This window comes from Clostridium grantii DSM 8605 (assembly GCF_900129965.1).
GTDB classification, from domain to species: Bacteria; Bacillota; Clostridia; order Clostridiales; family Clostridiaceae; genus Clostridium_AF; species Clostridium_AF grantii.
Window position 1 is genome coordinate 139,043 of sequence record NZ_FQXM01000003.1, and the last position, 24,553, is coordinate 163,595.

Consider the following 24,553-nt stretch of genomic DNA (forward strand, 5'->3'; position numbering starts at 1 on the left):
ATATTTTCATATATTTTTATTCTTTTAGTTCCATATAATTTCATATAAATCCAGTTTAAACCTATTTATGGCTAGATAATTTTTTTATCCTTTAAATATATTTAAAATTTTAAGCAAAATAAAAGCCCTCACAATATGGAAAGCTTTTATTCACTTCATTTTTTAATTTTATTTTATATTATATACTTTGTAGAACATAAAACTACATTTTTTCCACTACTTCTATTCCTAGTAAATCAAGAGCATTTTTTATAACCTGACAAGTAGCTTCTACCATTTGTAACATCGCAACTTTTAATTCTAAATCTTCAGTACTCATTATATTATAAGCATTATAAAACTTATTAAAGTTTTTAGCTACTTCTAATACATATCTAGTTACTATAAATGGTTCTAATTTTTCTATAGAATCTAAAATAGATTCTTGGAAAGTCCCTAAACTTTTCACTAACTCAAAAGCTTCTTTTGAATTTAATTTTGTGAAATCTGCTTTTCCTTCTATTTCTCCCGCTTTTCTAAGTATACTTTTACCTCTAGCATAAGTATATTGAACATAAGGACCTGTTTCTCCCTCGAAGTTTAACATTTCACTCCAATTAAATACTATATCTTTACCTCTTTTATTTTTAAGATAAGTAAATTTAATAGCACCTATTCCTACTTTTTCAGCTACTTCCTTTTTATTCTCAAGTTCAGGATTTTTTTCTTCTATAACTTCTGTGATTTTAGAAATAGATTCATTTAATAAATCTTCTAATAAAACAACTTCTCCTTTTCTAGTAGAAAGTTTTCTATCAGCAAATTTAACTATTCCAAAACCAACATGTTTACATTTTTCAGCACATTCATATCCCATTAAATCTACAACTTTAAATATTTGATTAAAGTGAAGAGTTTGATCTTGACCAACCACGTAAATATTTTTGTGGAAATTATAAGTATCATTTCTATATAAAACTGCTGCCAAATCACGTGTTGCATAAATAGTTGCTCCATCAGCTTTTTTAATTATGCAAGGCGGCATATTATCATCCTCAAGCATTACCACTTGTGCTCCATTACTTTCTACTAATAATTTCTTTTCTGTTAATTCATCTACAACTCTATCCATTTTATCAAGATAGAAACTTTCTCCAGCATAAGAATCAAATCTAACTCCTAGTCTTTTATACACATTTTCAAATTCTTTTAATGAAAGAGCTTTAAATCTTTCCCAAAGCTTAACTTCTTCTTCACATCCATCTTCTAATCTTTTAAAATGCATTCTTCCTTCATCTACTAAAGTAGGATCTTTTTCTGCTTCATCATGAAATTTAACATAAATTCTTAATAATTCTTTTATAGGTTCTTTCTCTAAAGCTTCTTCATCCACCCATTTTTTATAAGCAGATATTAATTTACCAAATTGAGTACCCCAATCCCCTAAGTGATTAACTCCTATACAATTGTACCCTGCGAATTCCATTATTCTGTACAAAGAGTTTCCAATAGATGTACTACATAAATGTCCTACATGAAAAGGCTTTGCAATATTAGGGGAAGAATAATCAATAGTAACATTTTTTCCTTCTCCTACTTTACATGATCCATAAGCTTCTTTTTCTTCAAGTACTTTATTAATTGTAACTCCAACAAAGCTTCCTTTATCCATAAAAAAGTTTAAATAAGGACCTGCTGTTTCTATTCTTTCAAAACCTTCTTTATTCATTTTCTCTTGAATTTCTCCCGCTATAGCTTGTGGTGCTTTTCTCATAGCTTTTGCTAATTGAAAACAAGGAAAAGCAAAATCCCCCATTTCAGGTTTAGGTGGTATTTCTATAAGATTTTCTATAAATTCTAAATCTAAATCTACTAACTCTTTAATTCTTTCTGCAACGATTTTCTTATAATCCATTTTTTATTTCCCCTTTTAAATATATTTTTGAAATAAGCTTTATTTAATTTGTTTGAAAATTGTAGGGGCGGGTTTCCATGCCCGCCCGTTTGTATTGCACCAGCTCAATTATAATTAAGCATAGTATATAAATAAATACTATATTTAATTTACAAGATTTATTTATCCCATTAAATTAAGTTTCGGGGCGGCGTGGAAACCGCCCCCTACGTAGCAATGTTTTTTGTTTTTAAAACAAAAAAGCCTCTAACTATATACAAATATATAGTTAGAGACGGAAGTTCCGCGGTACCACTCTTATTGATTAAAATAATCCACTTATAGGTTGGCTGAAAAATTACTTTCACTTTTGTCAGTAAAATATTTATGTTCTTAAAATTTTTACTGGCAATTTAGTGAATGTTATTTTTTAACGACCATTAATACTTTAACGCAGCTAACGGCTTACCTCATTATTTAATAAAATAACTTAGTAGCAACTCAAAGGTTCTCTTCACATAAATTTTTCTACAGAGCTTCCACCTTCCTCTGCTCGCTAAAAGAATAAATTAAGCTACTCTCCTTATCAACGTTTATATATACTATTGACTTTAATTATATTCTTAGTGATTTTCTTTTGTCAATAGTTTCTTTAAATTTTCAAGCTTAGTATTTTAATTCAAAGAACAGATTTTCACTCTTTCGACAATTTTCTCATAATTTTGTATGAAATATTTGTGAATATTGAAAGTTATTTGATAATAATTATTGACAAATGTCTATTATTGTAAGATGATGTATGTATAAGATAAACAAACCCAAGTATCAATATAATGTTTATCACTTATAAAAAGAAGGGAGATTTTAAATGAGAGAATACAAAGAAATATTAACAGAATCTGAAGTTGTATTAGGTATACCAATTCTTGTTGAAAACTATGATGGCTGGCATGATAAAACAAAGTCGTTGATTAATAATATATGGGAAAACATTGCAAACTATCAATTAATCAAATTCGCTTCTGATATACAATTAGAATTAATGCACAAAGATTTTCAATTTCAAACTTTATATTTGAGTATTTTAAAAATGTATATGGAGCAATTTGTTAATTATCCAGAAACAACTTTTATGACATCACACAAAAGCGTTTCCCAAGTCGAAAGCTTACTTTTGGCAAAAGATATTTATTTAAGAATTCCGGAAATAATTCATGAAGATTTTGATATCTTCTTATATCTAGATTCATTTTTCATTGAAACTTGCTCTGGAAATAACCTACGACTTCCCTTTACTTTGGGAATAAAATATGTGGAAAATATAAGCGAAGATTTTTTCTTTAAAACAAAAAGATATGGTAATTTTGTACTCCTAGAAATAAACAGAAATAAAAACGGTGAAGAATTGGACAAGGTGCTTAAAGTAATAGATGAAAAAATAAGTGAACACTGCTATATTTATAATGAATTTGTATAAGAATATTATTAAAGATACTTTACCTGATTAAACAAAAGATAAATCCCTCTAAAATAAAAATTTATCAAAAGATTAGAATAGCCTATTATCCTCATGATAGGCTATTAATAATGTTCTCTAAAAATAATACGTCTTTAACACTTTCCACAATTATTCCAATATGGTATTATCAAATATAATACCATATTTATTTTTCTAAAATTATTAACTATTAACTATTAACTATTAACTATTAACTATTAACTAACCAAAGGGGGCCTGTTCTGTGGGAACATTAAAAACCTACAAAGAAATAAAAGCAAATTTAGAGAGTTTGCTTATTTATAGAAATATAAGAGATGATCAAGTTATTAAAAGTATAGAAGCTATGTTTAAAGAAACTAAACGTGACACTCCCAGTAATACTTTTTTGTCATCACAATATAATACTGTTTTAGGTGATTTAGTTTGTTTTGCTGAAAAAAGAGCTTATAAAGGAAATTTATTAAGTAATTATGTTTTAGATTTAATCTTAAATGATTCTAATGTATTTGCTCAAAGTTGTGAGAAATACGGTGATAATATTGAAAGTTGTTTAAAGGATTTAGCAATAAAAGATTTAAGAACTATTTTTTCTATAATGCATTTGGATTTTATGTCTTTTAAAAATATGTCTAAAATCAATGGTGATTTTATTTTAGATTATAATCCTACTTTAAATAAAGATTTATACAAACCTTATAATGAAGAAAAAAAATTCTTATGCCAGATAGATTGTTTTGATGATTTTTTTAATTCTTTAGTTCAATACTATCACAAAATTGGTTCTGGTATTTTATCAAGCAATATAGCCTTTAAATGGGTTGATGATTTCGGTATTGTTCCTGTAAATAATCCTCATAAAATTGAACTAAATCATATTATAGGGTGTGCTTATCAAAAGGATATGCTAATTAAAAACACTGATGCTTTTATCAAAGGACATACCGCAAACAATGTTTTATTAGAAGGTTCAAGAGGTACCGGTAAATCTTCCCTTGTTAAGGCTTTATTAAATTATTTTCATAAAGATGGATTAAGATTAATTGAAGTGGGTAAAACTCAATTTCTACATTTAAGTACTATTATGAATGAGTTAAGCAAAAAAAATAAACCTTTTATTCTTTTCTTAGACGATATTTCCTTCGAAGATACAGAAATAGAATATAAACAAATGAAATCTATCCTTGATGGAGGGATAGAAACTAAACCTAGTAATGTTTTAATTTATGCTACTTCTAATAGAAGACATTTAGTTAAAGAGAAATGGGAAGATGCCCCAACACTTTCAAATGTAGGAGAAATCCATAGCAATGATTCAGTTAATGAAAAACTATCTTTATCTGATAGATTTGGACTAACTTTAACTTTTGTAAAACCTACTCAAAAGGAATATCTTGATATTGTATTCGGTTTGGTTGAACAAAAGAATATAGATTTACCGCAAGATTACATAAAGCAAGAAGCTATAAAATGGGAACTAAACCAAAATGGACGTTCCGGCAGAACTGCAGAGCAGTTTATTAACCACCTTATTGGTGAGCATCATTTACTTTAATGCAAAAGCTTCAGATAAATTTATCTGAAGCTTTTTTAGAAGCAATTATCCTTCTTTAACATAAATTTCTTTACCTTTAAAAACAATGGCTAACTCTTTAATTTTATTTATGCCTCTAGATACAATCTCCGCACAATATTGCTTTTCCTCAATTTGTTTTAATGCACTATCCGCGGTTTCTTCTAAAGTTTCAGTATCATCTACATCTAATTTCTTAAATTCTATTACTAAACCAAGCTTAGTTTTATCTTTAGGTATGATGCTAACATCATATCTTCCATAACCGCTTTCCCTATTAGAAACAACTTCATGAGTATCATTTAGCGATACTAGAAGCCCTAGAATAAATGCATGATATACTTTTTCTCCTTCATAACCACCAACATCAAAATAACTAATGCTATTTAATACAAATTGTTTTAGAATCTTTCCAAAGGTTTTTATATCTCCCTTAGTCAAACTATTTAACATCATATTATATTTATCCTTACTGATACTATTATTAAACCAATTTTCTATTATATCAATATATAGACTCTTTATTTCTAAATTAGGAATTTTAAGCTTATAGTAATCTTTTAATCCTATTCTTTCTTTGTCATAGGCTTTCAAATAGCCTGTAAATAATAGAAAACTCCATAAATTATCACTTGATTTCCTTATATCCTCCATAACTATATTGTCGATTATACATCTTGTAATGTTTTTATCTTCAACTAGAATTTCCAAGTCTTTTTTTATATCCTCTCCACCTTTAGCAAGGAGTAAGTTTACTAAATCATTAGAGCTAGTATTCACCCAGTATGGTTTCAACCCTTCTGAAGGCTTTGATACATAATTTAAAATTGACCATGGATTATAAATTGTTTCTTCCCCAAAAATATAACCATTATACCAATCCTTTACTTCCTGAAGGTTTGTTGTTATATTGTAATCTTTTAATATAATTTCTATTTCTTTTTCAGTAAATCCGAATTGGGTGTTAAAGTTATAGTTCAAAAGTGAGGAAATTTCCAAGTTATTAAGTCCTGAAAAAATACTTTCCTTAGCAACTCTTAGGATACCTGTAATCATTGCTTTTTCTAGATAAATATTGTCCTTAAACGCTGCACTCAAGAAATTTCTCATAAAAAAAATAACTTCATTATAATATTGATTTACATATCCTGCTTGAATAGGTACATCGTACTCATCTATTAAAATAATCACCTTTTCATTGTAATAATCATAAAGATACTTTGAAAGTTTTCCTAAAGACTCCCCAAGTTCTATAATATTAGATTCTTTATTTATAACTCTATTATAATATTCCTTTTGAGCAGTATGAAGGTTAGGATTATCTAAACAATAACGATGCTCAATGTAAATATCACTCATGCGCCCTCTTAAACTCATCTCTAAATTATCAAAACTAAGGTGTTTTTCATCTTTGAAGCTTAGAAATATAACAGGATATTTGCTTTGCAATTCCATGATATCTTTATTCTTTTCTATATTTAGCCCCTGAAATAGATTTATATTATCTATTGAACTTTTTTCAAAAAAGTATTTAAGCATGCTCATATTTAAAGTTTTACCAAATCTTCTCGGTCTTGCAACCAGTACTATTTTAGCACTAACTTTTATAAATTCTTCTATTAGCAAAGTTTTATCCACAAAATAACAGTTATCTTCTATGAGTTCTTTGAAATCGCTTATCCCTATGGAAATTTTCTTTGTCATTTAGATCCCCTCACCTTAAATTATTTCTCTATAAATACTTAAAGCCTTCTTTGATATTTTAATCCATTTCAACATCAAATAAAGCCGAAACATCCTCATTGTCAATAATACGATTGCTTGTCTTTTGAGATTTAATAAGTAAAGCTTCCGCCATATTTATTGTGGTTTTTTCAATAAATTCATTTATATTTATCCCCCTAAGAGTGAAAAACAATTCAGGGTTTTCATCAAGTCTAGCCCCTATCCCATAAAGAACAGCAGCCACATGTTTACACATTGAGGCCCAATCGGGACAATCACAGTCAAATTTTATTTCTTTGGGTGAGGGAAATAATCCATTATTTTTTTCTGTGAACAAAGATTCTAGGGATTTTGGAAATTTACCTTTAACCAGTTCTTCTAAGGAATCTATTTTGCCCATGGAATTATCTATTATTTTGTTCCAGCGGTTTATAGATAAAGGGGTTATGGTTATATCTACTTCATAGGGTTTTCTTCCACTTCCTTGAACCAAGGCAGAAATTTTTTCTTTTCCAATTTTCAAATCCAAAACAGAACCATTTCTAACATAACTACGCCCACGAGGAATTCTATTTGAATAATCTGAATAACTTTCAAGATTTTTATTCCAAGCAATCCCCCACCATGTAGAAGCGAGTTTTCTTCCTGTTATAACTACTGGGCATATATCCTTTTGTTTTTTCTTTAATTTTTCAGCAGCCTTTTCATTTTTTTTCTTTCTTTCAGCCACAGAAACATATTCTGGAAATCCATAAGAGCTGTACATTTTTTCCTCCTTTATTTGGGAATAGCTAATTTGAATAATTCTAAAAGTTCTGAATTGCTCATTTCCGTAATCCAATTTTCTTGAGATGTAGATATAATTTCTTGTGAAAGTTTTGTTTTTTCTTCCATTAAAAGATCTATTTTTTCTTCTATAGTTCCTTGGGTTATAAATTTATGTACAATAACATTCTTTTTTTGCCCTATACGGAAAGCTCTATCTGTTGCTTGATTTTCTACAGCTGGATTCCACCAGCGGTCAAAATGAACTACATGATTAGCAGCAGTTAAATTGAGTCCAACTCCCCCAGCTTTTAAAGATAATACCATAAAGGGAACATAATCTTCCCCTTGAAAGTCATCAACAATTTGTTGACGTTTTTTTACTGGTGTTCCTCCATGAATAACTCTACCTTTATGATGAAAAATAGTTTCTAAAAATTCATTAAGAGGTTCTGTCATTTCTTTAAATTGAGTAAATACCAATATTCTTTCTCTTCTTTCATAAACAGTTTCACATATTTCTCTAAGTCTTGCAAATTTACCACTTTCATTTTCTATAAATAAATTTTCTCCTAGATACTGATCAGGATGATTACATATCTGTTTAAATTTCATTAATGATGATAAAATTAAACCTTTCCTTGCTATTCCTTCACTATCATTTAGTTTATTATTTAAATCTTTTACTAAAGAAGCATATAAAGCTCCTTGTTTTTTTGTTAAGTTAGCGAAGGATTTCATTTCTACTTTATCTGGCAAATCATTTATTATGGATTTGTCCGTTTTTATACGTCTTAATATAAATGGGCTTACTACTTTTTTTAGATTTTTATTTCCTTCTGGATTTTCCTTAAGTTGTTTTACCAATAAAGAAAATTCTTTGGAAGTTCCTAAAAGTCCTGAATTAAGGAAGTCAAATAAAGACCACAAATCTGAAAGACTATTCTCAATAGGCGTACCAGTCATAGCTATTCTGAAAGAACTTTTTATTTTTTTAGCAGTCTTTGTTTTAATGGACCCAGCATTTTTAATTGCTTGAGCTTCATCTAAAATCAGCAAATCCCAATTAATATCATGAAGCCATACTTGTTTTGAAATCATGGTATAAGTTGTTATTATAACTTGATAGTCCTTCAAAAAGTCTTCATTATAATCTTGAGAAACCTTTGTTTTTGAGGAATGAAGTATGTAATACTTTATTTCTGGTGCAAACTTAATCAATTCCTTTTCCCAGTTTCCAAGAAGTGAAGCTGGTATGATTAAAAGACTTTTATCCTTTTTATTTTCTTTTAAATAATTTAATAAAGCTATAACTTGAATAGTTTTTCCAAGTCCCATATCATCAGCAAGACAAGCCCCTAAACCAAGTTGCTTCATATAATAAAGCCAAGAAAGACCTTGTTTTTGATAGTTTCTTAAGCTTGCATTAAAGTTGTTACCACAGGATACTTCATTAATCTTTTCAGGGTTTTTAAGATTATTAAGCACATCATCGAACCACTGACCTTCTGTTACATTGATATCACATTCATGCTCTGATATTTTTAAAAGTTTATGAGCATTTAATTGCAACTTCATGGCCTCTATCATGGATAAATCTTTACTTTCCATCAGTGTTTCAGCTTGTTCATAAGCAAGAAGTACCTGCTGGAGTTTTTCATGATTAACCTCCACCCATTTACCTTTCAAAAAAGCAAGACCTTCATTCTCAGCCATGAGTTGTTCTATTTCTTTTTTTGTTAAAGTGTCCTCTCCAAGGGCTATGTTCAAATCAAAATCCATAAGAGCCTCTTGCCCTACAAAAGATGGATTATTACCCACTGACACATTAAGCTTTAATGCGTTAGATTTTTGTTTCCACCAATTAGGAATTCTACACAGTATGCCACTTTCTTCATAAATAGGTATTTCTTTTAAGAATGTATAAGCATCTTCTATGGACATAGCAAGAGGGTGAAATATTTCTCCTGATTCCATAATCTCTGATATAAAAGAACTTTTTTCTGTAGCTTTATTAACAGTTGCTAAAAGCCTAAGTAATTGATCATTATCATTTTTATATTCTATCAAAGCATTTTTTAAAGGGATATGTTTTACCTTGCCTTTTATTTCTGTAAGTTGAGCATATGTAGCTAGAAAAGCAAAAGGATATTCCTCTTTTTTACTTTCTACTAAATGAAAATAAATTCGTCCAGGTATATGTAAATTACAGCCTTTTTTTGAAAAGTACTCATCCACAGTGCCAACAAAATCTTTTATATCATTCTTAAAAACCTCTACTAATTCAGATACTATAAGCTCAATCCAGTGATTATTTAAATATTCTGACCCAATAATATAAGGACATATTGATACAAGTCTTGTTATTTCTTCATTGTCTAGAGAAAAGTTAATATTTTCCCGTGCAAATTCTATTTGAGGATTTTTTATTAAACCCGTTGTAATGGATTTACTGATTTTATATAAAAAATCCATAGAAGGTGATAAATCACTTTTTTTATTTTCCAAAGATAATTCATAAAGTGCTTTAAATAAATTATTATTGTAGGCTTCAATAAAATTTTCTTCAATAATAGAAAGTGAGCCTTTACTATTATAGTCAAAATCTATTTGAAAGCCTTTTGGGGTTATGATTGCTATAAGTTTCATTCTATATCACATTTCCTTTTTAATATATTATAATATTTATTCTCTATTTACTATATTTCTCCATAAAATATCCAATTATCTAATATCCCTTGTTTAATCTAATTATTACCCTTTTACATTTTGAGTATAACAGTATTCAAAAAATTTATCTATATTTATGCATAAAAAAAAGGCCTTAATGGCCTTTTTTATGCTTTTGCTTTTCTAAAATTATCAATTGCTGCTGTTGGACATTTTTTAGCGCAAATTCCACAGTTTTTGCATTTATCATAATCAATAACTGGTAAGTTATTCACCATTTCCATAGCATCAAATGGACATGCTTTTACACATAATGTGCATCCTATACATCCTACTTCACATATCTTTTTAACTGATGCACCTTTTGCTTTTGAGTTACAAGTAATTTTTACCGGTCTACCCTTTGGCATCATTTGAATAATAGCTTTCGGACATTTTGGCACACAAGCTCCACAGCCTACACATTTTTCTTCATCTACTACTGCAACTCCATCTATTATATGAAGCGCATCAAACTTACAAGCTTTTACACAAGATCCAAAACCCATACAACCAAACTCACAAGATTTAGGGCCTCCACCTGGAATAATTACTGCATTTGAACAATCTTCAATTCCATAGTAGTCACCTTTATATAAAGCTTTATCTTTTGTTCCTTTACATTTAACATAAGCAACTTTTGGTTCAGCTGTACTTACTTCTACTCCTAGGATTTCTCCTATTTGACCTGCAACTTCTGGGCTTGCTATTGGGCAAGCATTTGGGGCAGCACCATTAAGAACTATAGCTTCAGCATACGCATCACAACCAGCAAAACCACATCCACCACAGTTAGCACCAGGTAAACAACCTCTTATTTGAGGCACCATAGGATTTACTTCTACAGCGAACTTTTTGGATGAATATCCTAAAACAACCCCGAATAAAAGACCAAGCCCACCTAAACTTATTAAAGGAAATAAAATTTCTTTCATGTGAACCTCCTTACACTAAGCCTGAGAAACCAAGGAATGCAATAGCCATTAATCCCGCAGTGATTAATGCAATTGGTAGTCCTTTTACGGCTTCTGGCATGTCTGTATTTTCTTCCATTCTTTCTCTTAATCCCGCAAGTAAAACTATAGCTAAGAAAAATCCTAAACCTGTAGCTACTGAATATATCAATGATTCTATTAAATTAAATTCTTTTTGCATATTTATAATTACTGCTCCTAAAATTGCACAGTTTGTTGTGATCAAAGGAAGATAAATTCCTAAAGATTTATGCAACTCTGGACTCATCTTTTTAATTGCCATTTCAACGAATTGTACCAATGATGCAATTACTAATATAAAAGCAACAGTATACATATATTCTATATTCAATGGATCTAATATAAATTTATATATAATATATGAAAATATTGAAGCAAGACCCATTACAAAAGTTACCGCAAGTCCCATACCCTTAGCAGTTTCAATTTTCTTAGAAACACCAAGGAATCCACAAATACCTAAGAATTTTGCTAAAACTACGTTGTTTACTAGCAAAGCTCCCAATATCAAAGTAAAAATATTCATGTTTATTCCACCTCTTTCTATGAATTAGTCCACACTAAAGTGAGGATTTACTTTGTTTCTTTTTAGCATTAATATTTCTTTGATTAATAAGCGCCATTAATATTCCAAGTGTAATAAATGCTCCTGGTGCCAATACAAATATTAAAGGTGGTTGGAAAGAAGCTGGAGTTATTTTAATTCCAAAAGCTAATCCTGTTCCTAAAACTTCTCTTATTAAACCAATAATTCCTAGTGCAAAGGTAAATCCTAATCCCATTCCTAATCCATCAAAAAAGGATGCTAAAGGACCATTTTTAGATGCATAAGCTTCCGCTCTTCCTAGAATTGCACAGTTAACAACTATTAAAGGTATAAAAATACCTAAAGAATCATTTAACGCTGGTAAAAAACCTTGTAGAAGTAGTTGTAACAGCGTAACAAATGATGCTATAACAACAACGTAAGAAGGAATTCTAATTTTATCTGGAATAAACTTTCTCATTAAAGAAATAACCACATTGGATCCTATAAGTACTACTGTAGTTGCAAGACCCATTCCAATTCCATTGTTAGCAGAGGAAGTTACCGCTAAAGTAGGACACATTGCAAGAACTTGAACAAATATAATATTTTCATTAAATATACCATTCTTTAATCTTTCTAATGCAACTTTCACTATTAGTTTCCTCCCTTCAATGAATTATTAAATAAATCTATAGCAGAGTTAACTGCATTTGTTACTGCTTTTGATGTAATTGTAGCTCCTGTTAAAGCTTCAATCTCATTATCATTTGCTGCAGGTGTTTTAACAACCTCAAGTGGATTATCAACTGATTTATCTTTAAATTGATCTTTAAAGTCTGGTAAAGTTGCGTTAGCTCCAAGGCCTGGTGTTTCTGAATGTTCTAAAATAGTTAGTCCTTGCAACTTTCCATCCATGGATATACCAACCATAATATTAATTTTTCCACCATAACCATCATTAATTACTTTAATTGCATATCCTTGTACTTCATCATTTTTTTTACCTTCATTCACTTCACTAACCAAGCTTCCTTCTGGTATTTCAATTTCTTTTAATTCAAAAGTATCTGCAGATGATAAAACTGCTTGCATTGCTTCATTATTCTTTTTAATTGTTTGCTGAGCAATAGGCTCTTTTGTAAGACTATAAGCCCCGCCAAGCAATATTCCTGCCACAGCAGTTATTAATAAAAGTATTAAACCTAATCTTAAATTACTTTCTGATTTTTCCAAGTTACTTCACCTCCCCAAATACTCTAGGAGCTACATATCTATCTATTAAAGGTACAAATAAGTTCATTATTAAAATTGAATAAGAAACTCCTTCTGGATATCCACCAAAAGTACGGATAATTGAAGTTAAAACACCACATCCAATAGCAAAAATTATTTTACCATTTGTAGTCATTGGAGATGTAGTATAATCTGTAGCCATAAATATAGCTCCAATCATTAATCCACCTATCATAATTTCATAAAGTCCATTTCCAGTCATGAATCCATTTCTGCCCATAAAAGTAGATAAAACAAAAACTGTTCCTATATAATAAACTGGTATATGCCAAGATATAACTTTTCTATATAATAGATAAACAAAGCCTATTAACAAGGCTAATGCAGAAGTTTCTCCAATGCATCCTCCAATATTACCTAAAAACACATTCATTAAACCTGGTAAGACTTCTCCACCTTCTTTTAATATACCAAGAGGGGTAGCAGTAGAAACTCCATCTAATGTCCATGTTGTCATAGCCACTGGATAAGATGCAACTAAAAATGCACGAGCTGCTAAAGCTGGATTAACTATGTTTTGTCCAAGTCCACCAAATAAAGCTTTAACAATAATCATAGCAAATACTCCTCCAATAACTACCATCCAAGGTGGTAATGATGGTGGAACATTTAAAGCAATAAGTATTCCTGTAATAACAGCACTTAAATCAAGTACTTTTATAGGTCTTTTAGTTAACCTTTGCCATGCCCATTCGGAAACTACACATGACGTTATTGAAACTATTAATAAAATCAACGCTTCTGTTTTAAAAACTACTATTCCTGCTATCATAGCTGGAATCAAAGCAATAATTACATCTCTCATAACTGATTGAATAGTATCTTTTGAACGTATATGAGGAGATGAGGAAACTGTATACAAATTTTCAGCCATTTATGTCACTCCTTATTATTTATTTCTTTCTTTTTTCTGCTAAAACAGCACGTTTAGTTGTTCTTATTGTTTGAAGTAAATGTCTTTTTGCAGGACATGCAAAAGAACAACACCCACATTCAATACAAGCTAGTCCACTACATTCATCAAATCTTTCAAGTTCATTTCTTCTTGATAAAGAATCTAATGTTGATGGAATCAAGTTCATAGGACAAGCATCTACACACTTACCACATCTAATACAATTTTCTTCTTTTGGTAAGGCAGCTTGTACTTTTGTTAAAGCAAGTACACCAGAACTACCTTTCATTGCTGTTACATCTAAAGTTGAAAGGGCCATCCCCATCATAGGTCCGCCTGAAATAATTTTAACCGCTTCTTCTTTAAAGCCTCCACATTCCTCAACTAATTCTCTATAAGACATACCCATTCTTATTCTCATATTTTTAGGTTCTGCAATAGCTTCTCCTGTAACAGTTACCACGTTGTAAATTGAAGGAATACCTTTTACTACCGCATTGTATATATCAAGAGCAGTAGATACATTTTGTACAATACACCCTACATCTGCAGGTAATCTTCCTACTTCTACTTCTCTTTTATTTATAGCATAAATTAATTGTTTTTCTGCTCCTTGAGGATATTTTGTTTTTAATGCCATAACAAAAATGTTATCAATATCCTTTACAGCTTCTTGCATTGCTTTAATAGCATCTGGTTTATTATTTTCTATTCCTATGTATCCCTTAGCTTCTGGATACATTTGAAGAATTATTTTTAAACCCTCTACTATTTTATCTGTTTCTTCTAACATAATTCTATGGTCACAAGTTAAATAAGGTTCACACTCAGCACCATTTAAAATTATAGAATCAATTTTTTTGTCTGGTGGTGGTGCTAATTTTACACTAGCTGGAAAACATGCTCCTCCCATGCCTACTATACCTGCTTCTTTAACTATTTCTATAATTTCTTCTTTACTCATGTTTCTATAGTCTTTATTCTTTGGAAACTCTGTTTCATTATATTGGTAATCGTTTTCTACTATAACTGCTAATGATTTGTTACCTGACGGAAGCAATACTTCTTCAATTTTCTTAACAGTACCAGATACACTACTATGGATATTGGCAGAAATAAATCCTTTTGCTCCACCAATTTTTTGTCCTACTAAAACTGAATCTCCTTTTTTAACTAAACACTCCGCCGGCGCTCCAATATGTTGCGACATAGGGAAAGTTAAAATTTCCTTAGGTAATACATTCACTATTTCCTTTTTTTCAGAAAGATATTTACCATGTGGTGGATGAATTCCCTTTTTAAAAGTAAATAAATTCATATGAAACCTCCCATTCTATAGATTAGAATTTTATGATTTTTAAAACAAAAGTAAAATACTATTATTTTTATATTATATATACATGTATTTATATAATACTCTTTAGTTCTTTATAATTCAAATGGTATTTTATACTTTTTTTTATAGACTATTTAAACTCTCTATTATAATACCATACTTTCAATTAAATTATCAATTATACATAATAATAAGACTTTTCTGACATTTAAATCTTAAACTGTTATTTTCTTAACAATTTATTATGTAATATATGCTACACAAATTAAAAATCATTAGAATTTTATTTTTAATTTTACTGATATTTATTCAAATTTTATATATAGATTCATTTTTTATATTATTTCACTCTTGAATTGTGAACTTTAGGTAAACACTTGTTTTTTTTTGCAAGATTAAAATGTTTTTATTGCAAATTATTCTTTTAATTATATATTTATTAATTAATAAATTATCAAATTCTAGTTGCCCTTTGATTATTTATGCTAATTTTTAAGTGTTTTTGCAAGATTTCATGTCAAAATCTCATTCTTTTTTTTATAAATGCAATATTTATTTTTTTATATTTCAACACTATATAATATGGATGAAAAACAGATTAAATAAGAACATAATTATGATAAATGCTTTTAATCACTTCTCCATAGTAAATTCAATTAATACATCTGTTAAATCGCCAATGTGTAAATATTAAATCTATGCTAATATTAACTCAATCAAGAGGGTTTGCCCTTATTTTAAGTGAGGATTCTAAATGAAGAATTTTATGAAAGATTTATTTTTTATCGTTGTAGGTTGTATTTTTTACTCAATATATCTATCTATGATTGTAATTCCAAATGGACTTGCGACCGGTGGACTTGCTGGTATTTCTATCTCTTTAAATCATCTATTTGGTACTAAAATTGGTGTTGCTCTTATTTTAATGAATATTCCTTTATTTATTTTTGGTTTTAAATTAGTTGGCAAAAGCTTTGCATTAAAAAGCGCTATTATAGTCTTTATTTCATCTTTTCTAGTTGATTTAACAAATAATTATTTTTCCTTTAATGCATTAGACGAAAAATTATTGGCTGCGATTTTTGCTGGTGTGGTATCCGGAGTAGCAATGTCTTTAATTTTTATAGGTGGTGCAAGTACAGGTGGTATGGATATTTCAGGTAAAATAATAAAAAATAAAATGCCCACAGTTGATTTAGCAAAAATACTATTAATACAAGATGTCATTGTTTATCTACTTATTGGTACAGTGTTAGGGGTTAACTCAGTTATGTATGCTGTAATCATGAGTTTTGTAAAAACTAAAACCATTGATGCTATTCAAGAAGGGCTTGCTTCTTCAAGACAATGTATTATTATTAGTGATTCACCAGAAGAGATAATTCATCAAATTCAAGTAAAGCTAGGAAGAGGAGTTACTCTTTTAAATGCTGAAGGAACTTATACAAGTAAAAGTAAAAATTTCATTTATGTAGTTATTCAAAAGAATCAGCTTTCTCCACTAAAAAAAATAGTAGACTCTATAGATCCAAAAGCCTTCGTTACTGTTACAGCTGTGAGTAATGTTTTAGGTAACTTTAAACAAACTTCATATTCAGTACAATAATTCTTATATCATATAAAAAGAAGCCTAACAAAATACGAAGGCTTCTTTTTCATTTTAAGTTTTCACTTTATTTTAATTTTATTCTGAAATTTTTTCTAACCCAATAACTACCCAATCACTTCCCTGCTTTTCTGCACTTAATTCATAAATTTCTTTATTTACATCCTCAGATACATTTAAATAAATTTTAGCAAAATTAGCGTATTCAACATCTTCGCTTAAAAGGGCGTTATTCAAACTCCAAAATTGTATTTGTCCAATTGTTATATCTTTTCCTTTTATATCTCCCAATAACCAATCTGAATCTTTAAAAAATGATTTTTTATTAATATAAGTTTCTATACTTTCAGTTACTTTCTCTTTTTCTATGGAATTAGGAAATGTACTAAATCCTGTAATTTTCCATTGATCCTCATTTTCCAATAGTGTAATACTTCCCTTTAAATAAATTGTTCTACCAAGAGAGCTTTTGATTTTTATCTTTCCACTTACGTTAGCCATATTTTTTTCATTTAAAATAAAGTAGTATATATCATCAATATCAGCATTAACCTCATATTTAAAATTTTCATTTGTTTCATTATGTTTCTTCCAATAGCTAACAAAATCGTATTTGGCCCATTGATATGGATTTTCAGAATCAACAAATAGCTTATCTACTTCACTTTGATTAAAATCACTTCCTTTAAGATAGTTTATAGAAATATATAAAGCTTGTCTAAGCACCTTAATTATATTTTCTTCATCTTTTTTATTATCATTATATATATTTTCCCCTGCATCTGATGATATTATTTCTCCATTGCTTAAATCCACAATTTCTCTATTTGGAAAATCAAAATAAGCATATTTACCATTAGGAGAAATAATAAAATTTCCATTACCAACGGATACTTCCCTTAAAATTTTACCATAAGAATCAGCAATATATAAGCTAAACTTATTTTCTTCTCCATTGTTTTTAGATTGTGTGAAAGCAAAACCTCCTCCTTGCATAAATTTTGCCATGTGTATATATTCACTTGAAACCACATTAATCTTATTATGCTCTAAAACGTCGCTGGTATAATATAATCCAAAACCATCATTTCCAAGTTGAATTAAGGATTTCTTATAACTATCTCTAAATCTTAGTTCATTTAATGAATTTTCTTTAGCAAAATTTTCTTCAACTAATTCTTGAACAACTTCACTATTTTCATTTACTATTACCGTTCTTGTTTCCAAAGAAGTATTATTTATTTCTTTACCCACCGGTTCAAATAAACTTGCAAAGTAATACTTTTCGCTTAAATTATTTTTTAAATAAACATAATCTTCTTCATTATAGGATTCTTTCTTTTTGCCTGAATTAACATAATAAATTGATCCATTAACCAAATTTTCATTTTCTGTGTATATTTTTTTATCATCACTTGACCATCCAAAATAAGAAATATTGTCTCTTTCATTTAAAGAATCATCAAGAGAAACTAATTTATCTTTTGAGTTATCATAAATTATCAATTGTCCTGATGCATTGAATGCTACTTTATCTTTTTCATGATTCCACTTAACTGTGTTTATAAAATGAACTCCGCTTTTAATTAATGTTACAGTTTTATCTTTTACATTAGTTTTCTTTAAATTATAAAGACCTTTTTCGTTTCCTATCAAAGTTATACTATCCCATAAGCCCTCAGTAAATATTGGTTCTAAATAAAAAACTTCATCGGCTTCTTCTGTTATGGTAAGTGGAATCTGTTTTTCTGAAATACTTATATTAACATCCACAAAATGATCTAAACTTTCCAAATTCTCATTTATTTTTGAATCATCCTTTTTATAAAAAACTCCTTCTCTACCCTCATATCCTATATCATAAATAACATTATTTTTTATTGTACTTTCACTACAAGAAGTACTGAAAACTATAGAACATAATAAAAGCAAAATCATAATCAAATTTATGTTTTTTTTCATAATCTTCCTCAAATAAATCCCCTCTTTGCTATATAAAATAATTTTATCATTATATTATCCATTAGCTGATTTTTAATTAAATATAATGCAAATCTTAGTTCCTTTATCTATTTCACTAGAAATCTGCATTTGTGCACTATGTTTTTTTACAATTTCATTGCATATGGTAAGCCCTAGTCCAGCTCCACCTTCTTTTCTTGATCTAGATTTATCAACTCTATAAAAAGGTTCAATTATTCTCTTAATCTGTTCACTTTCCATACCTACCCCAAAATCTTTTACATAAATAGCCTTTTTACCCTCTATAAATTCTGTTCCAATTTCTACTTTTCCATCAACAAAAGAAGCTTTAATTGCATTATCAAGTAAATTTGTAAAAAGTCTGAATAAAAGTTCTTCATCGCCCTCTACCTTAATGTTTGATGGCAATATTTCTATGGTTATGTTTTTTTTAGTAGCTTTTATCAAAAGTACTTCCTTCACTTGACCCATCAAATCTTTAGTGTTTACTTCAGTTAAAGTCAACTCTTCTTCTCTCACTAAAATTAGTTTCATCAATACTTTTGATAATTTCAACATTCTAGTTCCTTCTGAATAAATATAACCTAGGCTTTTATCAAATTTTTCTTTATTGTATTCCATTTTTCTAAGAATATCTGCATATCCAATAATAGAAGTAAGAGGGGTCCGAATCTCATGAGTTAAATCATCTATAAATATTTGTTTATTTTCGGATTCCAACTCTAATTTCATTATTTGATATTGAATAGTATCTGCCATTTTATTAAATTCAACAGCCATTTCTCCTATTTCATCCGTTGATTTTACATTTACTCTTTGCTCATAATTTCCTGAAGATATTTGTTTAACCGTTTGAGATAATTTAGTTATAGGTTTCAAAAGAATTTTACTAAGCATGCTTGTTACAATCATTATAATCACTAATCCAACTAAGCCCACCACAAGAAAGTAAGAATACTGTCTATCTTTTTCATAATCAATAAAAGATAAATCTTTAATATATGATATAACTAAGCTTTCTTCATTTATATTTGTATATGAATTTATAAACAAGTAATGTTTCCCATTTATTTCTTTTAAAATGTAATTGTCCTTTTTAAATTTTAATACATTTTTGATGTCTTCTCGATTAAACAATATCAATTCCTCTGTATTGGAAGCAAGCATTTCTATACTATCCCCAAAAATTTGAAAAACCCTATTGTTATCTCCAAATACTTCAATTATATTCTCACTAAAATCCTTTATGGTTAATGTATCATCATCTTGTTTTTGTAACACAGATAAATATAAAGTTGCACTACTCTTAACACTACTGGCTTCAATAATACTTCTATCTACTTCTCTTTTCAAAGAATTATTATAAGTATTTTCTGTAATTGTAATGCCCGTAATAAAAAGAGTTATGATATAAATTCCTATACATAATATAAATATTTTCCACTTAAACTTCATTTGAATCCCCCATACTATTCTTCTAGCCTATACCCCACTTTATATATGGTGGTTATTTTTTCTGTATCTAATTTTTTTCTCAATCTTTGAATATGCATATCTATAGTCCTAGAATCTCCCAAATAATCATAATTCCAAACTTTTTTAAGTAATTTTTCTCTTGTTAATACAATCCCTTTATTTTGAATTAATATCACTAATAACTCAAATTCTTTAGGGGTAACCTCAATTTCTTCCCCATTTTTAGAAACGCTTTTTTCTGTTAAATCAACTTCCACATTATCAAACTTTATTATTCCTTCTTTACCCTTTTTTCTTCTTAATAAAGCCTTTACTCTAGCAACTAGCTCTGGATTTTCAAAAGGTTTTGTTAAATAATCATCTGCCCCCAAATCTAACCCCATAATTTTATCCTTCAAAGCATCCTTTGCAGTAAGCATAATTACCGGTTTATCCTTTTCTTTTATATATGGCAATAGTTCATATCCATTCATTCTAGGAAGCATAATATCTAATATAACAAGATCATAATTTCCTTTATTTATTTTTTCTAAAGCTGTTCTTCCATCCAAAGCTTCATCTGTTTCAAATCCTGCCATCTCTAGATTTAATTTTATTAAATCTGAAATTGGTTCCTCGTCTTCCACTATTAAAATTCTATACATTTTTTATACCTACCTTTATACTATTTATAATTATATTAATCAACATAAGAAGAATACTTTCTATATTAATGCTATATTAATTTTAACACTATCTTCAAAAGAATATAGTATTTTAATTGTTACAATTTTGTATAAAGTAAAGCTTGAAGAGATTATCTTCAAGCTTTACTAAACTAAAATAATAAAGTAAATTCAGGAATTGATACTTTTTCATTAGCTTTACCATTTTCTATTGATTCTATTATACTTTTAGCTTTATTATAATTTTCTTCTATTATTTCTTTGTAATAATCATCAGTATGCTCATTTATCCCTTGAAAAGCCTTTTGCAAATTATAAAAACCCTTATGAATATCATCTGTAAATGATATATAATAACTTCCTGCATTGTTTAATGTTAAAATGTCATTTTCATCAAGAGCATAAGCTTCTCTAAGTTTTTCAATTCCTTCATCTTGTTTACCAGAAACTAGCAAAAGTGAACCTAGTGTTCTGTAATATTTCCCTGTTTGTGAATCTAACTTTATACATTCATTCAAAGTTTCTATAGACTTGTCTACATTCCCACTATTAGCATAAATAATAGCTAAATTATATATTATCTCTGGTTCAGAACTCTTTATTATTTTTAATTCATTAAAAAGCTCTTCTGATTTCTCTAAACCATCTTCTCTACCCATATAAATATTGGCTAAATTATCAATAATATAAATATTATATAATTCTGAAAGCCTTCCCATATAAATATACTTTTCTGCTTTTTGCAGTTCATTTTCTTCATTAAGAATTGCAGGCATCAAAAATGAATAATTATCTAAATAAGCAGGATTTTTTTTAATAGAACTGTAAGCATAACTCTTTGCATTCTCAATGTCATTGTTAGCTAAACTAATCCAAGCCGCTGAATGATAAACTCGATAATCACCTTTAGTTTCTTCTAAAACTTCATTTATCAATGTATTAGCTTCTTCAACTTTCCCTAAATTATTAAGTGCAACTGTTTCAATTAATTTAGTTTCTATATTATCAATATTTTCTTCTTTTAATTGTTTCAAAAGATTTATGCTTCCATTAGCTGTTTCTTCAAAATCTGAATACAATTTAGCTAACCACATCTTATAACATAATTCTTTTTCATTGTTTTTTTGTAATTCATTAATATAATTTATCATTTCATCTTTATTGTAAATAGCTGAATGAGAAAGTACATCATAAATTTTAAACTCATCTTTATCCAAGCTCCATGCCTTTTTTAAAAGCTTAAATCCATTATCCATATCATTTACTAGCAAATACATATTAGCCTTTTCCGCTAAATCATAAGCTGAATTTTTGTTTTCAGCATATCTTTCTATCATTTCAACAGCTTTTTCTTTTTGATTACTCCATATATAAACTCCTACCATGGTTTTTATTAACTTCTTATTATTAGGCGTTTCAATTAAATACCCTTGGCCTAACTTAAGTGCTTCTTCTTTATTGCCTCTCAAAAATTCATTTGCAACTATTAAAGATAAAACCATATCATCTTTATTATTTGTAACTTTAGCTTTTTCTAGATTTTCACTTGCAGCTTCTAAATCATTATTAAGATAATATGCTTGAGATAAATATATGTATTTTAAACTTTCAATAAGCCTTTCATCTTTGATTTTAGAAAAATCAATTTCATTATACTTATCAATAGCTAATTGAAACTCTCCATTATAAAGCAAAAGATTTCCTTCCGATAATTTTCCTTCACTTTCTTTAATAAGCAGTTTATTACTTTGATTTGCTTTATTTTCTAAATTTGTTTTTAAATTAATTCCTAAAATCACCAAAACTATTAATGATACAAATGCTATTAAAGAAATTTTTTTATTTATTTTAATATTAAATATATTTATCACTCCCAACATTGTTTTTCTATAAAATAAATTCTTATATAATTCATAATATAGACAAAGCCCACGTATAAATTAAGTTTCACAATGGGATCTCTATATAATATTACCAAAGTTTAAGTTAAAAAGCTAATAAGTTTATTTTAAAAAATTATTTTTGTATGCCAATTTATTTTTCAAAATTCTATTTTTCGATTGAATAATTAAAAATCCAATAAAATCATATAAAATAACTTCCCCTTATTTGATGAATTTTATATATTCTTATAGTTTACGCTCGCACTGTTAATTATTCCCATTTAATTATTTGCATGTTACAATGCTAATATGTATTGTTTTGTGTTCTGTAATATTTTATGAATAAATTGGCAATAATTATATAAAGATGAAATTTATTATTGGAGGGTCTTTTTATGCGGTTTAATTGCACTTTATTAATATCTAAATTAACAATAAAATTATCAAAATTATTTTTTAATGGTGGCACTAATTTTCCTGGTAAAATAGCATTAAAACTATATCCTGACATACTAAAACCTTTAAGCTTTAATTATAAAGTTATAATTATAACTGGTACCAATGGAAAAACCACTACCACAAGCATGGTTTATAATATGCTATTAAATAATGGAGAAGATGTGATTACAAATGAAACTGGAGCAAACATGTTACCTGGTATAATTTCCTGTTTCATAGATAAATATTGTATTTTCAAGAAAAACAAATCAAAATATGCTGTAATAGAAGTAGATGAAGCTAATTTAAAACTAGTAACTCAATATATAACCCCATATATAATTTGTGTATCAAATCTTTTTAGAGATCAGATGGACAGATATGGAGAGGTTTATACTACTTTAGAAAAGATAATGGATGGAATAAAAAAAACACCAGAATCTATTTTAATATTAAATGGTGATGAATCCTTATTATGTGATTTAAATCTTACAAACACTAAAATCTACTATGGTTTTTCTTGCGCTGTAGACAATAACACTAATTTATCGTTAAATGCTGATGCTAAATTTTGCAAAAAGTGCAAAAGCTTATATTCCTACGACTTTATAACTTATAATCATCTTGGAAATTTCAGTTGTCCTAATTGTGGATTTAAAAGACCTAATTTAGATTACTCAATTACTAAAATAAATTCACTTTCCTCTAGTGGGTCTGTTGTTCAAATGGATAATTACAAATTTAATATCAGCCAAAGTGGAACCTATAATATTTATAATGCTCTTTCCGCTTATACAATCTCTTCTTTTATCGGAGTAAGTAAGGAGGTTATTGCTTATACTTTACAATCTATGAAAAGTAGTTTTGGTAGGCAAGAAGTTGTAAATATAGAAGGTAAACATTTAAAAATTATACTCGTAAAAAATCCAGCCGGTTTTGATGAAGCCCTTAAATCAGTAAATTTAGATGACTCTGATAAAAGTTTAGCTTTATTATTAAATGATAATTACGCTGATGGTACTGATGTATCATGGATATGGGATGTTGACTTTGAAAACTTAAACAATACTGTTATCGATAAAGTATTTTTATCTGGTATTCGCTTATATGACATGAGTATAAGGTTAAAAGTAGCAGGCTTAAATGAGAATTCCTTTAATGTTTGTGATAACTATGAAAATTTACTAAGCTCTATTTCTTCAAATAACAACGATAATATATATATGCTAGCTACATACACAGCTATGACAAGTTTTAGAAAGTTTTTAAATAACAAAGGATACTTAAAAAAGATATGGTAAAAATAAGGAG

Annotated in this window: 18 protein-coding genes; 4 read left to right on the forward strand and 14 right to left on the reverse strand. The window is 28.3% G+C overall.

Going from position 1 to position 24,553, the window contains the following annotated elements; translation table 11 throughout:
- Nucleotides 1–202: 202 nt before the first annotated feature.
- Entirely contained in the window at nt 203–1,894 is a 1,692-nt protein-coding gene (argS, locus tag BUB83_RS02705; RefSeq protein WP_073336774.1) for an arginine--tRNA ligase, read from the reverse strand.
- An 847-nt stretch (nt 1,895–2,741) separates the two neighbouring features.
- On the opposite strand from argS, the gene BUB83_RS02710 reads away from it, so the two are divergent.
- Together BUB83_RS02710 and BUB83_RS02715 are read left to right on the forward strand one after the other, a co-directional pair.
- Entirely contained in the window at nt 2,742–3,350 is a 609-nt protein-coding gene (locus tag BUB83_RS02710; protein WP_073336776.1) for a hypothetical protein, read from the forward strand.
- Nucleotides 3,351–3,615: 265 nt separating this feature from the next.
- Entirely contained in the window at nt 3,616–4,926 is a 1,311-nt protein-coding gene (locus BUB83_RS02715) for an ATP-binding protein (RefSeq protein ID WP_073336778.1), read from the forward strand.
- A 45-nt stretch (nt 4,927–4,971) separates the two neighbouring features.
- Here the strand turns inward: BUB83_RS02715 and BUB83_RS02720 are convergent, their stop codons facing one another.
- The 9 genes from BUB83_RS02720 to rsxC form a co-directional block, all read right to left on the reverse strand.
- Nucleotides 4,972–6,648 (reverse strand): AAA family ATPase, encoded by a 1,677-nt coding sequence (locus BUB83_RS02720; RefSeq protein WP_073336780.1) that lies wholly within the window; start codon nt 6,646–6,648, stop codon nt 4,972–4,974.
- Nucleotides 6,649–6,706: 58 nt separating this feature from the next.
- Nucleotides 6,707–7,435 carry an SWIM zinc finger family protein gene (locus BUB83_RS02725; RefSeq protein WP_073336782.1) on the reverse strand — a complete coding sequence of 243 codons (729 nt, stop codon included), beginning with the start codon at nt 7,433–7,435 and terminating at the stop codon, nt 6,707–6,709.
- A gap of 11 nt (nt 7,436–7,446) precedes the next feature.
- Nucleotides 7,447–10,083, reverse strand: a complete 2,637-nt coding sequence (locus BUB83_RS02730; RefSeq protein ID WP_073336784.1) for a DEAD/DEAH box helicase — start codon at nt 10,081–10,083, stop codon at nt 7,447–7,449.
- A gap of 188 nt (nt 10,084–10,271) precedes the next feature.
- On the reverse strand, nt 10,272–11,078 hold the full coding sequence (locus tag BUB83_RS02735; protein WP_073336786.1) for an RnfABCDGE type electron transport complex subunit B: 807 nt from the start codon (nt 11,076–11,078) through the stop codon (nt 10,272–10,274).
- A 10-nt stretch (nt 11,079–11,088) separates the two neighbouring features.
- Entirely contained in the window at nt 11,089–11,664 is a 576-nt protein-coding gene (gene rsxA / locus BUB83_RS02740) for an electron transport complex subunit RsxA (RefSeq protein ID WP_084133369.1), read from the reverse strand.
- A gap of 34 nt (nt 11,665–11,698) precedes the next feature.
- Nucleotides 11,699–12,319, reverse strand: a complete 621-nt coding sequence (gene rsxE / locus BUB83_RS02745) for an electron transport complex subunit RsxE (RefSeq protein WP_073336790.1) — start codon at nt 12,317–12,319, stop codon at nt 11,699–11,701.
- A gap of 2 nt (nt 12,320–12,321) precedes the next feature.
- Complete coding sequence (locus tag BUB83_RS02750; RefSeq protein WP_073336792.1) at nt 12,322–12,900, reverse strand: RnfABCDGE type electron transport complex subunit G; 579 nt, start codon at nt 12,898–12,900, stop codon at nt 12,322–12,324.
- Between the two features lies 1 nt (nt 12,901).
- Nucleotides 12,902–13,834 carry an RnfABCDGE type electron transport complex subunit D gene (locus BUB83_RS02755; RefSeq protein WP_073336794.1) on the reverse strand — a complete coding sequence of 311 codons (933 nt, stop codon included), beginning with the start codon at nt 13,832–13,834 and terminating at the stop codon, nt 12,902–12,904.
- 19 nt (nt 13,835–13,853) lie between these two features.
- Nucleotides 13,854–15,173 (reverse strand): electron transport complex subunit RsxC, encoded by a 1,320-nt coding sequence (rsxC, locus tag BUB83_RS02760; protein WP_073336796.1) that lies wholly within the window; start codon nt 15,171–15,173, stop codon nt 13,854–13,856.
- 772 nt (nt 15,174–15,945) lie between these two features.
- Here rsxC and BUB83_RS02765 point away from each other — a divergent pair.
- Complete coding sequence (locus BUB83_RS02765) at nt 15,946–16,797, forward strand: YitT family protein (RefSeq protein ID WP_073336798.1); 852 nt, start codon at nt 15,946–15,948, stop codon at nt 16,795–16,797.
- A 78-nt stretch (nt 16,798–16,875) separates the two neighbouring features.
- On the opposite strand, the gene BUB83_RS02770 is transcribed toward BUB83_RS02765, so the two are convergent.
- The 4 genes from BUB83_RS02770 to BUB83_RS02785 all read right to left on the reverse strand — a co-directional run bounded on the left by BUB83_RS02770 (nt 16,876) and on the right by BUB83_RS02785 (nt 22,798).
- A complete protein-coding gene (locus BUB83_RS02770; protein WP_143160459.1) occupies nt 16,876–18,759 on the reverse strand; it encodes a hypothetical protein in 1,884 nt (627 codons plus the stop codon).
- Nucleotides 18,760–18,831: 72 nt separating this feature from the next.
- The gene (locus BUB83_RS02775; RefSeq protein ID WP_073336803.1) at nt 18,832–20,235 is read right to left on the reverse strand and encodes a sensor histidine kinase; all 1,404 of its coding nucleotides are present in this window, start codon (nt 20,233–20,235) and stop codon (nt 18,832–18,834) included.
- A 14-nt stretch (nt 20,236–20,249) separates the two neighbouring features.
- Nucleotides 20,250–20,900, reverse strand: a complete 651-nt coding sequence (locus BUB83_RS02780) for a response regulator transcription factor (RefSeq protein ID WP_073336805.1) — start codon at nt 20,898–20,900, stop codon at nt 20,250–20,252.
- Nucleotides 20,901–21,073: 173 nt separating this feature from the next.
- Entirely contained in the window at nt 21,074–22,798 is a 1,725-nt protein-coding gene (locus tag BUB83_RS02785) for a tetratricopeptide repeat protein (RefSeq protein ID WP_207649322.1), read from the reverse strand.
- Between the two features lie 401 nt (nt 22,799–23,199).
- On the opposite strand from BUB83_RS02785, the gene BUB83_RS02790 reads away from it, so the two are divergent.
- Nucleotides 23,200–24,543, forward strand: a complete 1,344-nt coding sequence (locus BUB83_RS02790) for a MurT ligase domain-containing protein (RefSeq protein WP_073336809.1) — start codon at nt 23,200–23,202, stop codon at nt 24,541–24,543.
- Nucleotides 24,544–24,553: the final 10 nt, after the last annotated feature.

Coding starts and splice junctions, on each gene's coding strand:
- argS (WP_073336774.1), bottom strand. CDS start 1,894: ATGGATTATAAGAAAATCGTTGCAGAAAGAATTAAAGAGTTAGTAGAT.
- BUB83_RS02710 (WP_073336776.1), top strand. CDS start 2,742: ATGAGAGAATACAAAGAAATATTAACAGAATCTGAAGTTGTATTAGGT.
- BUB83_RS02720 (WP_073336780.1), bottom strand. CDS start 6,648: ATGACAAAGAAAATTTCCATAGGGATAAGCGATTTCAAAGAACTCATA.
- BUB83_RS02725 (WP_073336782.1), bottom strand. CDS start 7,435: ATGTACAGCTCTTATGGATTTCCAGAATATGTTTCTGTGGCTGAAAGA.
- BUB83_RS02730 (WP_073336784.1), bottom strand. CDS start 10,083: ATGAAACTTATAGCAATCATAACCCCAAAAGGCTTTCAAATAGATTTT.
- BUB83_RS02735 (WP_073336786.1), bottom strand. CDS start 11,078: ATGAAAGAAATTTTATTTCCTTTAATAAGTTTAGGTGGGCTTGGTCTT.
- rsxA (WP_084133369.1), bottom strand. CDS start 11,664: ATGAATATTTTTACTTTGATATTGGGAGCTTTGCTAGTAAACAACGTA.
- BUB83_RS02755 (WP_073336794.1), bottom strand. CDS start 13,834: ATGGCTGAAAATTTGTATACAGTTTCCTCATCTCCTCATATACGTTCA.
- rsxC (WP_073336796.1), bottom strand. CDS start 15,173: ATGAATTTATTTACTTTTAAAAAGGGAATTCATCCACCACATGGTAAA.
- BUB83_RS02765 (WP_073336798.1), top strand. CDS start 15,946: ATGAAGAATTTTATGAAAGATTTATTTTTTATCGTTGTAGGTTGTATT.
- BUB83_RS02770 (WP_143160459.1), bottom strand. CDS start 18,759: ATGAAAAAAAACATAAATTTGATTATGATTTTGCTTTTATTATGTTCT.
- BUB83_RS02775 (WP_073336803.1), bottom strand. CDS start 20,235: ATGAAGTTTAAGTGGAAAATATTTATATTATGTATAGGAATTTATATC.
- BUB83_RS02780 (WP_073336805.1), bottom strand. CDS start 20,900: ATGTATAGAATTTTAATAGTGGAAGACGAGGAACCAATTTCAGATTTA.
- BUB83_RS02790 (WP_073336809.1), top strand. CDS start 23,200: ATGCGGTTTAATTGCACTTTATTAATATCTAAATTAACAATAAAATTA.